Annotated in this window: 10 protein-coding genes; 5 read left to right on the top strand and 5 right to left on the bottom strand. The window is 49.7% G+C overall.

What is annotated here, in order from left to right:
* Positions 1-86: 86 nt before the first annotated feature.
* Positions 87-1,913, top strand: coding sequence for a flavin reductase (locus tag AB1I50_RS11260; protein ID WP_407724094.1), 1,827 nt, complete (start codon positions 87-89; stop codon positions 1,911-1,913).
* A 163-nt stretch (positions 1,914-2,076) separates the two neighbouring features.
* Here the strand turns inward: AB1I50_RS11260 and AB1I50_RS11255 are convergent, their stop codons facing one another.
* Positions 2,077-3,135, bottom strand: coding sequence for an alpha/beta hydrolase (locus AB1I50_RS11255; protein WP_407724093.1), 1,059 nt, complete (start codon positions 3,133-3,135; stop codon positions 2,077-2,079).
* 304 nt (positions 3,136-3,439) lie between these two features.
* Between AB1I50_RS11255 and AB1I50_RS11250 the strand changes: the two genes are divergently transcribed.
* On the top strand, positions 3,440-5,092 hold the full coding sequence (locus tag AB1I50_RS11250) for a class I adenylate-forming enzyme family protein (RefSeq protein ID WP_407724092.1): 1,653 nt from the start codon (positions 3,440-3,442) through the stop codon (positions 5,090-5,092).
* Between the two features lie 260 nt (positions 5,093-5,352).
* Positions 5,353-6,909: a sodium:solute symporter family protein gene (locus AB1I50_RS11245; RefSeq protein ID WP_407724091.1), complete on the top strand. Its 1,557-nt coding sequence runs from the start codon at positions 5,353-5,355 to the stop codon at positions 6,907-6,909.
* A gap of 85 nt (positions 6,910-6,994) precedes the next feature.
* Here AB1I50_RS11245 and AB1I50_RS11240 read toward each other — a convergent pair whose 3' ends face one another.
* From AB1I50_RS11240 to AB1I50_RS11225, 4 genes are all read right to left on the bottom strand, one after another.
* Positions 6,995-7,696 (bottom strand): glycosyltransferase family 2 protein, encoded by a 702-nt coding sequence (locus AB1I50_RS11240; RefSeq protein ID WP_407724090.1) that lies wholly within the window; start codon positions 7,694-7,696, stop codon positions 6,995-6,997.
* A 9-nt stretch (positions 7,697-7,705) separates the two neighbouring features.
* Positions 7,706-8,632: a DNA-methyltransferase gene (locus tag AB1I50_RS11235; RefSeq protein ID WP_407724089.1), complete on the bottom strand. Its 927-nt coding sequence runs from the start codon at positions 8,630-8,632 to the stop codon at positions 7,706-7,708.
* 107 nt (positions 8,633-8,739) lie between these two features.
* Entirely contained in the window at positions 8,740-12,777 is a 4,038-nt protein-coding gene (locus AB1I50_RS11230) for an efflux RND transporter permease subunit (protein WP_407724088.1), read from the bottom strand.
* A 77-nt stretch (positions 12,778-12,854) separates the two neighbouring features.
* Positions 12,855-13,466: a TetR/AcrR family transcriptional regulator gene (locus AB1I50_RS11225; RefSeq protein WP_407724087.1), complete on the bottom strand. Its 612-nt coding sequence runs from the start codon at positions 13,464-13,466 to the stop codon at positions 12,855-12,857.
* A gap of 381 nt (positions 13,467-13,847) precedes the next feature.
* Between AB1I50_RS11225 and AB1I50_RS11220 the strand changes: the two genes are divergently transcribed.
* Both AB1I50_RS11220 and AB1I50_RS11215 read left to right on the top strand, forming a co-directional pair.
* Entirely contained in the window at positions 13,848-14,159 is a 312-nt protein-coding gene (locus tag AB1I50_RS11220; RefSeq protein ID WP_407724086.1) for a hypothetical protein, read from the top strand.
* A 237-nt stretch (positions 14,160-14,396) separates the two neighbouring features.
* The gene (locus AB1I50_RS11215; RefSeq protein WP_407724085.1) at positions 14,397-16,379 is read left to right on the top strand and encodes a V-type ATP synthase subunit I; all 1,983 of its coding nucleotides are present in this window, start codon (positions 14,397-14,399) and stop codon (positions 16,377-16,379) included.

The raw sequence follows: 16,379 nt of genomic DNA, 5'->3' as shown, positions 1-16,379 counted from the left end.
ACTCTAAAAAGGGCTTGATTAACCCCTTGACTTTTGCTATAATAAAAATGTTAATAAAAATCCTAAAATACAAGGAGGAAATTTCAATGCAAATTACCAATGATATTAAGTATATCGGCGTTAACGACCACAAAATTGATTTGTTCGAGGGTCAGTATGTTGTACCCGAGGGTATGGCTTACAACTCTTATGTTATCCTCGACCAGAAGATTGCGGTTATGGACACCGTAGACCGCAACTTTAAGAACGAGTGGCTTTCAAAGCTCGAGATGACTCTCGGTGAGAGAAAGCCCGACTATCTTGTTGTTCAGCACATGGAGCCCGACCACAGCGCAAACATCAAGAACTTTATGGATTTATATCCCAACGCAAAGATTGTATCTTCCGCAAAGGCTTTTGTGATGATGAAAAACTTCTTTGGCACAGACTTTGAGGACAGACAGATTGTAATTAAGGAAGGCGACACCCTTGAGCTCGGCAAGCACGTGCTCAACTTTGTAGCCGCTCCTATGGTTCACTGGCCTGAGGTAATGGTTACCTACGACAGCACCGACAAGGTTCTTTTCTCTGCCGACGGCTTCGGAAAGTTCGGCGCTGTTGACAACGGAATTTCAAGCTTTATTAAAAAGGCTGCAGGCGTTGAGGACGACTGGGCTTGCGAGGCAAGACGTTACTACATCGGCATTGTAGGCAAGTACGGCGCTCAGGTTCAGAACCTGCTCAAAAAGGCAGCTAACCTCGACATTCAGATTATCTGTCCGCTCCACGGCCCTGTTCTCACCGAGAACCTCGGCTACTACATCGGACTGTACAACACATGGTCGTCCTACTCCACCGAGACCGACGGCATTATGATTGCCTACACCTCGGTTTACGGCAACACCAAAAAAGCTGTTATGAAGCTTGCCGATATGCTCAAGTCAAAGGGCTGCCCCAAGGTTGTTGTTAACGACCTTGCGCGCGAGGATATGGCAGAGTGCGTTGAGGACGCTTTCCGCTACGGCAGAATCGTACTCGCGACAACTACATATAACGCAGAAATTTTCCCCTTTATGCGCGAATTCATCAACCACCTCACCGAGCGCAACTTCCAGAACAAGACAATCGGTCTTATCGAGAACGGCTCCTGGGCTCCGCTTGCGGCCAAGACTATGAGAAAAATGTTAGAGGGCTGCAAGAACATCACCTTTACCGACAACACGGTTAAGATCATGTCCGCTCTTAACGACGAGAGCACCGCTCAGCTTGAAGCGCTTGCCGACGAGCTTTGCAAGGACTATATGGCTCAGAACGCTGACACCGCGAACAAAAACGACCTCACCGCTCTGTTCAACATCGGCTACGGTCTGTATGTTGTTACCTCGAACGACGGCAAAAAGGACAACGGACTTATCGTTAACACCGTTACCCAGGTAACAAACTCTCCCAACCGCATCGCCGTTTGCATTAACAAGCAAAACTACTCGCACCACGTAATTCAGGAAACAGGCAAGATGAACGTTAACTGCCTGTCGGTAGACGCTCCGTTCAGCGTGTTTGAAAACTTCGGCTTCCGGAGCGGAAGAAACACCGACAAGTTCAAGGACTGCCAGCCGCTTAAGAGCGACAACGGACTTGTTTTCCTCCCCCACTACATCAACTCGTTTATGTCGCTTAAGGTAGAGCAGTATGTTGACCTCGACACTCACGGAATGTTCATCTGCGAGGTTACCGAGGCAAGAGTGCTCTCCGACAAGGAGACTATGACCTATACCTACTACCAGAACAACGTTAAGCCCAAGCCCGAAACCGACGGCAAAAAGGGCTGGGTATGCAAGGTTTGCGGATATATTTATGAAGGCGAGGATTTACCCGAGGACTTCATCTGTCCGCTGTGCAAGCACGGTGTAGCTGACTTTGAGCCGATAGAGTAATTGAGCTAAATTTGCCTTCGGCAAGCTAAATTCGCTTCGCGAGCTGATTAAAATTAAACTACATAACAAAACAGGCTGTTGGCAGAAATGTCAACAGCCGTTTTTATTTACAGTATGAACGTTTCCTCTAATTAATTAAACTCTAAACTCTCAACTCTAAACTCTATTTAAAGATTTTCTGCAAAAAGTTGTACATACACACTCCCCAAAACTCGGAGTCGTGGCCGTAACCCTCTACGTAATCGTGCTGATTTGCAACTCCCATACCGCTGAAAATATCGCTGTACTGAGCGGTAAATGAGATATTCCACGGGTCCTTCGAGCCTACCGCGAGGTATACGTACTTCGGCTTGTTTTCGTCGCTCGGAACGGGAAAGCCGTTCTCAAAATACGGCACTGTCCAGTAGCTGTTCATATAGTTTTCGGTCATCACAACCGCGTTGCCGTCGGGCGCGATTGACGCGATATAGCCGAACTTTTCGGGGCGCTTAAAGCCTGTGCAAAGCGAACGCGCTCCGCCCTCGGAAACGCCTGCGACCGCGGTGCTGAGCCTTTCCTCATCGACCGAATAATGCTCCTTAATATACGGCATAAGGTCAACCGGAATGTCATCGGCAACCTTGTCGTAGGAGTAGCGCATATGCCAGCCGTCGTCCTCGTTTTTCTCGTCCTGATGCGCGGTGTACATATCAACCCCGACAATTATCATCGGCTCGCACCGCTTTTCACGAAGAAGATTTCCGTAGAGCATATGCAGATATGAGCCGTCAAAAACGTGCGCGGTGTAGTCCGCTCCCCAGCCGTGAATCATATACAAAACAGGGTACTTTTTCTTGTTGCTGTAGCCGGGCGGAAGAAGAACATTACAGCGCTTGTAGTCGTCCGCCGTGGCCGAATAGTACTCCACGTTCTCAATCAGCGTGCCGTAATCCGTGCCGTCGTGAAGCTTAAACCAGTCCGGGCTGATGTCGTACTCATTGTCCGTCTCGTAAGGATTGAACGGCGGTTTGGTCGGCTCGGGGATTGTTGTGGGAACAGCGGTAGTCGGCTGAACGGTCGCCGGCTGTGCAGTCGTAGGCTGAACGGTAGTCGGCTGAGTTGTCTGCCAGGGCTCGGTAGTAAATTCTGCGGTCGTTTCCCCATCCCCTGCGCTCATACAAGCGCTCAGGCTGATAATAATTATAAGCGCGATAAACAACGCTGTTATTTTATGTTTTTTCATAATATTCACCGTTTTTATTATACAGGAAAGATTTAGTCAGTTCAAGAGGTTGTCTGCTTATTGATAATTGTATGGTTTGGTCTCGACCAAACCGCGGGCAGGTCAAGACCTGCCCCTACTTTCTGTTAAGGAAAAATACTTTAGCAATTTAAAACAAACAAGCGTTAAAGTTTTGTTGCACTTTTCACAAAGATAATCTCATTTACTCTGTTTTGCTTGACAAACGGGCTAAAAAGTGCGATATTAATATAGTTGTTAAAATGTATAACTATAATGTATCACTATGTTAGAAAAGGAAGATTATATGCCTATCACAGAACTTCTCACCAGAAACGCGACGTATTTTAAGGACGAGGTCGCGCTGGTTGAGATTAACCCCGACGTCAAGAACATCCCCCACGTCACATGGCGAGAGTACTCGCTGATTGAGTCGGCGCGCACAGGCGCGTTCCGCAAGCAAATCACCTGGGGCGAGTTCGACGTAAAAGCCAACCGCTTTGCAAACCTCCTGCTTTCGCGCGGCGTAAAAAAGGGCGAAAAGGTCGCAATCCTTTTGATGAACTGCCTTGACTGGCTGCCCATTTACTTCGGAATTCTCAAGTCAGGCGCAATCGCCGTTCCGCTCAACTACCGCTACACCGCCGAGGAAATTAAATACTGCGTTGAGCAGAGCGACTCGGATTTCCTGATTTTCGGTCCTGAGTTCATCGGCAGAGTTGAGGAAATTCACGACAGACTGCCCAGAGTTAAGGACTATTTCTATGTAGGCGACGAGTGCCCAAGCTTTGCGGACAGCTACGAGGAGATGATTTCATACTGCTCCACCCACGCTCCGAGCGTTTACATCACCGACGAGGATGACGGCGCGATTTACTTTTCATCGGGCACAACAGGCTTTCCCAAGGCGATTTTGCACGCTCACAAAAGCCTTATGCACTCCGCCAAGGTTGAGCAGGCTCATCACCATCAGGACAGAGACGACGTGTTCCTCTGTATTCCTCCGCTTTATCATACAGGCGCTAAAATGCACTGGTTCGGAAGCCTGTACTCCGCGAGCAAGGCGGTACTTCTGCGAGGCGTAAGCCCCGAGTGGATTATCCGCACCGTCAGCGAGGAGCGCTGTACGATAGTTTGGCTTCTTGTGCCGTGGGCGCAGGATATCCTCGACGCGATTGACAGCGGTAAAATCGACCTCGACAAATACGAGCTTTCGCAGTGGAGGCTAATGCACATAGGCGCTCAGCCTGTGCCTCCCACGCTGATTAAGCGCTGGAAGGCTGTATTCCCTCACCACGATTACGACACAAACTACGGTCTGAGCGAATCAATCGGCCCGGGCTGTGTTCACCTCGGAATAGAAAACACTCACAAGGTAGGCGCAATCGGCGTACCCGGTTACGGCTGGGAGGTTAAGATTGTCGATACCGAGCGCAACGAAGTGAGCAACGGCGTCGGCGAGCTTGCGGTTAAGGGCCCGGGCGTTATGAAGTGCTACTACAAGGACGCCAAGGCTACCGAGGAGGTTCTCGATGACGACGGCTGGCTGTATACCGGCGATATGGCTGAACGCGACAAGGACGGTTTTATCTACCTTGTAGACCGCAAAAAGGACGTTATCATCACCGGCGGAGAAAACATCTACCCGGTTCAAATCGAGGACTTCCTGAGAGCAAACAACGCGATTAAGGACGTTGCGGTTATCGGACTCCCCGACTCGAGACTTGGAGAAATTGCAACCGCCGTTATCGAGGTTAAGGAAGGAAAAAGCCTGAGCGAGCAAGAGGTTAACGACTTCTGCCTTGACCTTCCGAGATATAAGCGCCCGAGAAAGATTATCTTTGCGGACGTTCCGCGCAACCCGACAGGCAAAATCGAAAAGCCCGTCCTGCGCAAAAAATACTGCGGAGAAAGCGTTGTGGCTCAGCAGAACGAGATTAATTCAGCGGAATTGAGTTAAGAACTAAAAATATGTTTTTCTGACATTTAAAGGCTCCCCCATTACTTGTCATGGGGGAGCTGTCACCGTCAACTTGTTGATGGTGACTGAGGGGGCTTAGTGTGATTAAGCGCGAGTTTTCCGTTTCATTTCAAAACGTCGCTAAATAGGAAACGCCGCCCCCTCCGCCGCCTTAAGGCGGCACCTCCCCCGTAACAAGTGACGGGGGAGGCTTTAAAAATGTTTTCCATTCTCAATTAATATACTTGGGGGTATTTTAAATGATATTAAAAATTATTATGCTGGTGCTGTTCTTCGGCGTAATGGTCGGCGTGGGCATTTACTGCCGTAAAAACGCCACCGACGTCAACGGCTTTGTGCTGGGTGGTCGAAGCGTAGGCCCGTGGCTTACGGCATTCGCCTACGGCACATCGTACTTTTCCGCGGTAATCTTTATCGGTTACGCAGGCCAGTTCGGCTGGAAGTACGGTATAGCCTCAACGTGGATTGGCATCGGCAACGCGCTTATCGGCTCGTTTTTGGCGTGGGCAATTCTCGGCAGACGCACGAGGATTATGACTCAGCACCTAAACTCAGCCACAATGCCCGAATTCTTCGGCAAGCGCTTTGACAGCAAGGGACTCAAAATCGGCGCGTCAATCATCGTGTTCATCTTCCTGATTCCCTACACCGCGTCGCTTTACAACGGTCTTTCAAGGCTGTTTGAGATGGCGTTCGGTATTCCGTACATCTGGTGCATTATCGCAATGAGCGTGCTGACGGGTATTTACGTTATCGCAGGCGGATATATGGCTACCGCGATTAACGACTTTATCCAGGGCATTATTATGCTTATCGGCATTGTCGCTGTTATCGCCGCTGTGCTCGGCAGCAAGGGCGGCTTTATGGAAGCGCTTAACGGCCTTGCAAAGGTAACCGACGAGAGCGTGAGCACCGCACCGGGAGCGTTCAACTCCTTCTTCGGTCCCGATCCGCTCAATTTGCTCGGCGTTGTTATTCTCACCTCGCTCGGTACTTGGGGACTTCCGCAGATGGTTCAGAAGTTCTACGCGATCAAGCACGAGAGAGACATCAGAAAGGGTACGGTTATTTCGACCGCGTTCGCATTTATTGTTGCAGGCGGCTGCTACTTCCTCGGCGGCTTCGGCAGACTTTTCTCATCCGAAATTCCGATGAAGGACGGCGTGCCTGCAGGCGGCTTTGACTCGATTATCCCGACAATGCTCTCCACCCTGCCCGACTTCCTGATTGCGATTGTTGTAATCTTGGTTCTGTCGGCTTCGATGAGCACACTTTCGTCGCTCGTAATCGCTTCGAGCTCTACGCTTACAATCGACCTGCTCAAGGGCAACATCATCAAGAAGATGAGCGAGAAAAAGCAGGTTATTCTTATCAGAGTTTTCATCGTGGTATTCATCGCGATTTCGGCGTTCATCGCAATTTACCAAACTCAGAGCCAGAACGAGAGCGTAAAGTTCATCGCTCAGCTCATGGGCGTTTCGTGGGGTGCTCTTGCAGGCGCGTTCCTCGCACCGTTCCTCTACGGTCTTTACTGGAAAAAGACAACAAAAATCGCCTGCTGGGTAAGCTTCATCTTCGGCGCAGGAATTATGACGCTGAACCTGTTCTTCCGCTCGGCATTCCCGGTAATTTTGCAGTCACCCATCAACTGCGGCGCGTTCGCAATGCTCGCAGGACTGATTATCGTTCCGGTGGTAAGCCTGATTACACCTAAGCCGAAAAAGGAAATGGTAGACGGCGCGTTTGCCTGCTACGACAAAACCGTTCCGGCTAAGCAGAAGAATTCATTGGATTAAAATCAAATATGGAAAGCGTAATAAAAAACGCAAAAATGAAACCCGGTTGTAGATTGCAGCCGGGTTTTGAATTTTAAAATCCTTATTACTTATTACTTAATTTTCCCGCGTTTTTGAATATAACGCGGTATATTCTCTGCGCGTCGTACCATGTGCGGAAGTGCGAGGTGGTGTTTTTCCCGATGTACAGTGCGTTTATGCACACCTCTTTGATTGGGATACCTCGCTTTGTAAGCTCGATTAAAACCTGCATTTCGTACTCATAACGCTCACCCTTTATTTCGCACATCAAATCCGTCAGCGTGCTGTCAAAGGCGCGCAATCCGCTTTGCGTATCGTAGACGGTAACAGGTGTTAAGGCGTGGAGCACCTTGCGCGTGATGAAGTTTCCGCTTTTTGAGCGAAACGGCGCGTCCTTGCCGAGCCTTCGGCTTCCGATAACGAGCGTGCCCGGGTTTTCCGCAGCCGCTCTGGTGACGTTTAATACGTTGCCGGTTTCGTGCTGACCGTCCGCGTCAACCGTGACTGCAACATACGGCTCTGCAAAATTTTCGCGCACGTAATTAAGCCCTGTCTTTATGGCAGAGCCCTTGCCGAGGTTTTCGGCGTGAGCTATGATTTTGTCCGCTTCGGTCTTTTCAAAAAACGGCTCATACTCCCTGCCGCTGCCGTCGTTTACAACAATCACCTTGTAGCCGTAAAGCTTCAGCGAGCTTACAACACCCTTTAGCTTTGAGTCGGGATTGTAGGCAGGAATGACCGCGATTTTTGTCGCTTCAGTCAGCATTTGTTCTCCTTATTTTTTAACAGGGCGCGTGTTGCGCTCCCAGAATACGCCGTCCTCAAAGCCCTGAATACGCTTGTCAGTTACGGCGAGGTCGAGGCGTTTTTCAGCCCAAACGCAGTACTGCTCGCTTTGCTCGATACCAACGTAATGTCTGCCGAGCTTTTTCGCGGTTACAGAGGTTGAGCCCGAGCCTAAAAACGGATCAAACACAACCGAGCCCTCGTTTGAGCTTGCGAGTATCAGCTTTGCCAAAAGCTTTTCGGGCTTTTGCGTGGGATGGGCGGTATTTTCCGGCATTGACCAGTACGGAATTGAGATGTCGTCCCAGAAGTTCGAGGGGCAGGTGTTGCGGAAATTGCCGTTTTCGGTCTGCTCCCAATCCTTCGGTTCGCCGTCCTTGCGGTAAGGCGCGATTACCTTGCGCCTGAGCTTGACCGCGTCGGGGTTGAAGGTGTAGCGGTTTGACTTTGTTACAAACCAGATGTCCTCCATACCGTTCTTCCAGTTCGACTTTGCTCCCCTACCCTTTTCGCGCTGCCATGTAATACGGTTCTGCACCTTAAAGCGCTTTTCAAGCAGATTGCCGATAACCATTCCCGAACGCCAGTCGCAGCAGACGTACAGCGTGCCGTCGGGCTTTAACAGCGGTTCGATTAAGTCGAGCCACTGCTCGGTGTAGCGCGTGTATTCCTCATTATCTGAGCTTTTGAATTTATTTCCTCCGAAATTCTTGTCGAGGTTATACGGCGGATCGACGATAATTAAATCGGCAAACTCGCGCGGCAAAAGCGGCATTACGCCGAAGGTATCACCGAGGATAGTCTTGTCCAAAATATCATTTATATCCGCAGGACGGTCGAGCCTTACGCAGCGGTCAAGGTACTCCCTGCCGTCCTCTACGGAAATGTTTATCGTTTTGTTACGTGGAGATTTCATATACTTCCCTCTGAATTTTGTTAACAACATTATACCACAACAGGGCTTGTCTGTCCACAAAAAAGTAAGGCTCGGCATACACCGAACCCTACAATTATTATATTTGATTATTCCTCAATCTCTTTTAGGTCGTCCTCGGTAACCTTGCGCAGTTCCTTTTTGTTGAACGCATCGTAGATTGCCGGGATGATATAGAGCGTCATAAAGGTTGCGTAAAGCAGACCGCCGATGCAGACGATCGCAAGCGGCTGCATCATCTCGGCGCCTGTGCCGATTCCGAGAGCCATTACCGAAAGTCCAAGCACCGTTGTCAGGGCGGTAATCAGAATAGGTCTCATTCTGGTTTTGCCTGCCTCAACAATCGCCTCTCTGCGCTCCGTACCCTCAAGCCTGAGGTTATTGATATAGTCAACAAGCACGATACCGTTGTTAACGATGATACCACAGAGCATTATAAAGCCTATCAGCGAAACCACACTGATGTCGAAGCCCGTAATCAAAAGTCCGATAAATCCGCCGGTGAAGGCAAGCGGAATGGTGAACATAATGATGAACGGTGACTTTAAGCTCTGGAACTGGGCAACCATTATCAGGTAAATCATAATTACGCCGAGGAGCATCATCAGCATAAGCTGCTGAACAGCTTCCATTGTCGCGGCGTTTGAGCCTGCGAACTCGGTGGTGAAGTTTGCCGGAAGCTCGTAGGAATTCATAAGCTCCTGAGCGGCATTGTTCGCCTCGGTAAGGGTATGACCTTCCTTGACCGTGCCTGTGATCGCGACATAGCGCTTTTGGTCGCGGCGCGTGATGATATCCATCGACTCCGACTCCGAAATTGAAGCCACGGAGCTAAGCGATACCTTTTTATCGTTGCCTTCCTTGTCGGTGTATTTCAGGTTAATCGCGCCTACCTTATCGGGAGCGGTCTTTTGCGCCTCGTCCTTGATTACAACCACGTCAAGGCTCTTTCCGCCGTCGGTTTTGAGCGTTGTCGAGGTCTTTTCGTCAGCGACAGCCTCGGCTACCTGCTGGAACACCTGTGCAACCGTGAGCCCCTTAGCCGCCGCCTTTTGCCTGTCAACAGTCACCTTGATTTCGGGGCTTGTCTCGGAAGCGCCGCTGTCGGCTTCTTCGATACTGTCGAGGTCGTTAAGCTTTGCGCTGATGTCGTCGGCAGTTGTTTTGAGCTGTTTGAGGTCGTCGCCGTATAGGTAAATCTGCACGTTGTTGTCGCCTATAAGCGTTGACATTGAGGTCATCGCTCCGCCGGAGCGGATTTCGCCCTTAACGTCCGAGAACTGCTCCTCAAGCTCCTTGCTGATTTGACTGCCTTTCTTGACGTAATCGGGCTTCAAAACGCCGTACGCCATAACCGAGCCGGCGTTTGCGGACGAGCTGTCCGAGCCTGCGCCGATTCCCATAAGCGAGGATGAGCTGCCGACCAATACTCCGACGGTCTCGAACTCGCCGCGGTCGTTGAACGCCTTGCTTAGTCTCTCACCGAGCGCCACCGCGTCGTCAAAGGTCGGGTTGTCGTCGAGCTCGATTGTGAGCTGAACCTGCTGAGTGCTCATTGTCGGCATAAAGCTAAAGCCTCTTGCAAGTGCTAAAAAGCCGCTTGAAATAAGCAGAGCCACCGCGACAATAATTGAGAGAACCTTGTGGGCAAGCACAAAGCGGAGCGACTTTTCATAGCCGCGCATAATCCTGCCTGAGCCCTCTTTGGTCTCGCGGACTTTTCTGAGCACCCTCTGGCTGAGGGCGGGCACAAGCGTAAGCGCCACAATAAGGCTTGCGAGCAGCGAGTAAGTTACAGTCAGCGCCATATCGACAAAGATTTGGCGCGTAATGCCCTGCACGAACACAATCGGCGCGAAAACGCAGATCGTAGTCAGCGTTGAGGCGGCAATCGCTCCTGCAACCTGACGCGCGCCGTTTAGCGCCGCGCTGACCGCCGAATAACCCAGCCTTCGCAGGCGGTAGGTGTTTTCTATTACTACAACCGAGTTGTCAACCAGCATACCTACGCCGATTGCCAAGCCCGAAAGTGAAATCATATTGAGCGTTATTCCGCTGAAATACATCAGTACAACCGCGAAAATTACGCTGACGGGAATTGAGCAGGCTACGATTACGGTAGGCTTGATGTCGCGCAGGAACAAAAGCAGAATGATTATCGCAAGTCCGGCGCCCATAAGCAGGTTTTGCAGAACGTTTTGGATAATGAGGTGAATGTAATCGCCCTGGCTGTAGAGGTTTGTAAACCTCAGTCCGTCGTAGTCGCCCTCGAGCTTTATAAGCTCGTTGTTTATGTTGTCGCAGACCGTGGACGTCGCGATGTCGCTCTGCTTTGTAAAGCTGAGCACAACGCCGTCCGAGCCGTTGATTTTTGCGTATATATCCTTGCTGTTGTCCGACACAAAGGTATCGGCAACGTCGCTTAGTCTGATTACTCCGATTCCGTCGATTTTGGTGTCGAAAAGCGCAAGGGTTGAAAGCTCCTTTTCGTCCTTTACCTCGTCACCGACGCGCACCATAAAGCGGTTGTCCTTGTCGTCGGAGACGTAGCCTGCAGGCATAGAGAAGCTCTGCGCCTTAAGGATATTCGAAACGCTGTCGAGAGTGACAAGAGAATTGGCGTCTGCCTTGCTCTTTGCCTTGTCCTTTTCGTCCTTGATTGTGTCGGCGGACTTTTCGAGCTCCGCCTTGGCGGATTCGAGCTGTGTTGAGGCGAGGTTGACCTCGCTCTGCTTTGCAAGCAGCGCCGCGTTAGCCGACGACATCTTGAACTCGGCGTTTGACTGCTGTTCCGAGATAAGCGCGAGCGCGTCGTTCACCGAAACGCTCTTGTCGTCAAGTCCCGAAACGGCATTGTCAATCTGCTCTATTCCCTTGTCAATCTGCGCGATTTGCCCCGGGATTGCCTTAATGGTCTCGTCGAGCTTATCGAGCTCGGCGTCCATATCCGACAGAGTTTTTCTGAGCTTTTCGATTGAAGCGTTGACCTGAGCCAAAGCCGTCTCGATTTGCTTAACGCTTTCATCAATGTGCTCGATATCAATGCCGTAGGGCTTAAGCGCCTCTTTAAGACCTTCAATGCGCCCCTGAAGCTCCGCTCTCTGCTCGTCGGTCAAATCGGGATTGTCAAGCTGTTCGGTCAGCTCCTTGTATTCCCCGCTGATTTTTTTAATGGTATCGAGCTGTTTTTCGAGCTCGTCCTTCTCCGCCATAAGGCTGTCAAAGGTCTGCTTAAGCTTAAGGAGCATTTGATAGTTTTGCTCAAGCTGCTGCTTGGTAACGGTCAGCGCCGTCTTTTGGTCGAGCAGCTTCATCTTAGCGTCGAGAATTTGAACCTGTCCGTTGTCCGCCTGCTTTTTGGCGTCGGCAAGCTTTTTGGCAACCTCTCCCTGCTGATTTTCAAGCTCTGAAAGCGAGCTGTCAATCACCGCGGCTCCGTCCTCGGCAGCGGAGATATTCCCTTCGAGCTCGCTTTTTGCGTCGCTCAGCTTATCCTCAGCCTCGGCAAACTGGTCGTCGAGCGCGGCGTTGATCTTTTTGTTGAGCTCGTCGAGCTTTTTCTGAGAGAGAACGATATTTTCTTTTTCTTTTAAAACTCCGGTAGTAGACACCGAAGCTACGCCGTCAATTCCCTCAATCTTGCCGAGAATTTCGTTCTCGACAAAGTCGGAAATCGCCAGCCTGTCCTTGCCCTCATAATCCACCGCGGTCATCGCCACGGGCAGGATATTCGGGTTGATTTTGAGCATATAGGGACTTCCCACGGAATCGTCCCAGCTGTCCTTGATTGCGTCCAGCGCCGAGCGCACGTTGATTGTGGCAGTGTCCATATTGGTGCCGTCCTCAAACTCAACAATAAGCACGGAATAATTGTCGTAGGACGTAGAATTGATACGTTTTACTCCGTCAATTACCGAAACCGACTGCTCGAGCGGCTTTGTAACCATCATCTCGACAGTCTCGGGAGTCTGCCCCGGGTAGGTAGTCAAAATCAATTGATAGGGCAAATCCAAATTTGGCAGCAAGTCGGGAGTCATTCTGCCGAAAGCAACTATACCCAGCACTATTACCAAAACAACCGCGACAAACACGGTCATCGGCTTTTTTACGCTGAATTTTGAAAGCATTTAATAATCACCTTGATTTGAGCTAAATTCGCCTGTCGGCGAGCTAAATTACAGCTGCCGCAACGCGGCAATTTAGCTTACTTCATCGCTCCCTGCTTGATAATGTAAAGCTTGCGCAGGTAGCGCTTTTTGGTTTCTTCGGAATCGGCGTCAAAAACATAGTAGTTGTAAATCGCGTTTTTGAGCACCGAGGTCAAAATCTGCTGGAGCAGAATCATATCCTCGTCGGATTTAAATCTAAAGCCCTTGCGCGAGAACTCGTCGGTAATGTTTATAAGGCTGTCAATGCCCTTGTAGCGCTTGATGATGTAGTCGGATACAAGGTTGTTGTTAGCCCTTACGTTGGATATAAGGTTTTTGAGCACGCGCTTTTGCTTTTCATCGCTCGAAAAGCCGATAATTACATCGTACATACACTCAAAGGTGTAGAAGATGTCTCCGTCCGAGCTGACAATCGCGCGGCGGACATCGTCAATTCCCTTGTCGATAAACGACTTGATAAGCACCTCTACCAAATCGAGCTTATCGTCGAAATACTGGTAGAAGCTTCCGCGTGAGATATCCGCGTTCTGAACGATATGGTTAATGCTTACCTTATCGCTCTCGGCGTTTGCGAACTCTTCAACAACAGCGTTAATAACCCTTTGACGCTTGTGCTCCGGAAGATTGTAAAATGTTTGTTTAATCATTATAATTACCCCCTTAGTATGTCAATATGACTATCTGTCACATTGTAACATTTGACTGTGCAAAATGTCAAGTATGAGCACAACTATTTTTTAGTAAAATTGTGCCCTAAAACGGCATTTATTTTTCTTTTTCCGCAAAAAGAAGGTAAATATGACAAAAGCGTCCGATTTGTCATTGTGCACCCTAAAATTGCAGTTAATATTCACTAAAAGAACAATGAAAAATCTTTTTCAAAAAACCGGACAAACAACGGCTTTTAACCAATAAAAACGCCGCCCAAAATGTTGCATTTTCCGCGGTTTTATGTTAAAATTGAGTTCTATAGACGAAAAATAATCAAGACATTTTTTGGCTGACTTTCAAAAAAGAAAGGAGTATTTATGGCAAAGGATATGTTAGACGCCGTTTGCGCCGCCGAGGAAGAAGCCGCTTCCCGCGAGGAAAAGGCACTTGAAAAGGCGACAGACACCGCTGAACAGGCTAAAAAGGAAGCCGCTGAGCTTACCCGCAAGCGCAGGAAGGCTGCCGAACAAAAGTCCGCTGACGAGCTCGAAAAGTCAAAGGCGGAGCTTGAACAAAAGGGCAAAGCCGCCAAGGCGGAAGCTGAAAAGGCGTGCGGCGATATTTCGGCGCTTGCCGATAAAAACCGCGAAAGCGTAATAGCAAAAGCAGCAGCTCTGCTTTTGAATTGAGAATTGGAACAAATAAACTTTTAACTCTCAACTCTTAAGGCAATACCGCATAATTCAGGTGTGCGGATTGCGCAGCAAGATTTTTCGTCAGGTTGTACAAATAAATCAAGGTAAGGCTGACGCCTTGCCGAGATTTTTTGGGCAAACTGACGGAATAATATTCAAGCAAGCCGTGCGCCTTGAATTGTGCGGTGTTGCCTTAACTCTAAACTCTAATTAAAAGTGTGGTGATACTGTTTGGCAAAAGAAAAAATGAAAACCGTGCGGATTATCGCCCTGCGCGAGGACAGAAAGCGCCTGCTTGAGCATTTGCAGGACAGCGGTCTGGTTCAGGTTCGCAAGACCGAAAGCGGCAAGAAGGGTTTTAAGAAAATCGACAAATCCTCTCAGATGCAGGTCTTTGAACGAAACGTTCAGCTCACCGAGCACGCCCTTAAGATTTTGGACAACATCGTCCCCGAAAAATCAGGTCTGCTCGATTCCTTTAAGGGAAGGCGCGAGGTTGACCCCGACGAAATCGGCGTTATCGCCTCAAAGTCGGGCGAGGTCATATCGGCATGCAACAAGCTCGTCGAGCTTGACAAGCTGATTACCGACAACTCCGCAGAGCAAGTCAAGATACGCTCAAAGCTCGATATGCTCGATTCGTGGAAAAATCTTGACATTCCGCTGAATACTACCGGCACAAAATCTACCGCGGTGTTCATAGGCTCGCTTCCCGAGGAATATTCCGAACAGAAAATTAAAGAAAGACTGGCTGAGGAAAATCCAAAGCTTGAATGTGAGCTCGAGATTATCCACGCAGGTCACGGACTGACAAACTTTGTTATGTTCGTACCGATAAGCCAAAAGGTTATGGCAGAGGACTGCTTAAGGAGCCTGGGCTATTCGCGCCCGATGAGCCCGACGAGCAAAATCCCGAAGGTCAAGACCGAACAGCTTACGGCGAAAAGCGAAAGGCTCAAAGAGCAGAGCGAACAGGCGGAAAAGGAAATCGCCTCTTTCGCGCCTATGCGTGAGGATATCAAGACAACTCAGGATTATTTCAGAATAAGAAGCGACAAATACAGCGTAATTAACGGACTTGACCATTCAAAGCACGTATTTGTGCTTGACGGTTACGTTCCCGAGAGCGACTGCGAAAAGCTCAACGCTCTCTGCACCAGAGTGTGCGACTGCGTCGTTGAGTTTGACGACGCCGGCGACGACGCTCCGGTTAAGCTCAAAAACAACAAATTCGCAGAGCCTGCCGAGGGTATACTTAATATGTACTCTCCCCCGGGCAAAACCGATATTGACCCAACCCCGATACTCGCGTTTTTCTTCTACTTCTTCTTCGGAATGATGTTCTCCGACGCGGGCTACGGAATTTTGATGGTTATCGCGACAGGGCTTATGATCAAGCTTTTCAAGCCCGACAAAAAAATGCGCAACAACCTAAAGCTCTTCCAGTACTGCGGAATTTCCACAACGCTGTGGGGATTTGCGTTCGGAAGCTTCTTCGGAGACGCGCCGGCGGTGCTTTACAACACCTTTACCGGCAACGAAATGAAGATGGCTGACTTTTTCCTGTGGCCTACGCTCGACCCGCAAAAGGACGCGCTTGTGCTGATGATTGTGTCAATCGCGTTCGGTCTTATCCACATCCTCGTGGGTATGGGCTGTAAGTTCATAGTCTGCATAAGACAAAAGGACTACGCCGGAGCGTTCTTCGACACGGGACTTTGGATGTTAATGCTCATCGGCTTCGCCGTTTTGGCGGCAGGTATGGCGTTCGCGCCCATTCTTGTAACCGTAGGCGCGGTTATCGCGATTGCCTGCGCGGTCGGACTTGTGCTCACACAGGGCAGGGGCAAAAAGGGAATTGTCGGCAAGGCTGTCGGCGGACTCGCCTCGCTCTACGACATCACAGGCTACGTCAGCGACCTGCTCAGCTATTCAAGACTATTGGCGCTGGGACTTACCACAGGCGTAATGGCGCAGGTGTTCAATATGCTCTCGACAATGATGGGCACAAACGTGCTCGGCATTGTGTTTATGATTTTGATTTTCGTAATCGGTCATGTTATCAATATCGGTCTTAACGCGCTCGGCTCGTACGTTCACACTATGAGACTGCAGTACGTTGAGCTGTTCAGCAAGTTTTATGAGGGCGGCGGTAAAGAATTTGAGCCGTTCTCGTTAAATAGTAAATATATTAAAATTCAGGAGGATAAATAA

The sequence above is a fragment of the Ruminococcus sp. NATIVEDY161 genome, from assembly GCF_045819895.1.
Taxonomy (GTDB): Bacteria; Bacillota; Clostridia; order Oscillospirales; family Acutalibacteraceae; genus Ruminococcoides.
The sequence above is the reverse complement of the archived record's forward strand: the minus strand, read 5'-3'. Positions and strand labels throughout refer to the sequence as shown.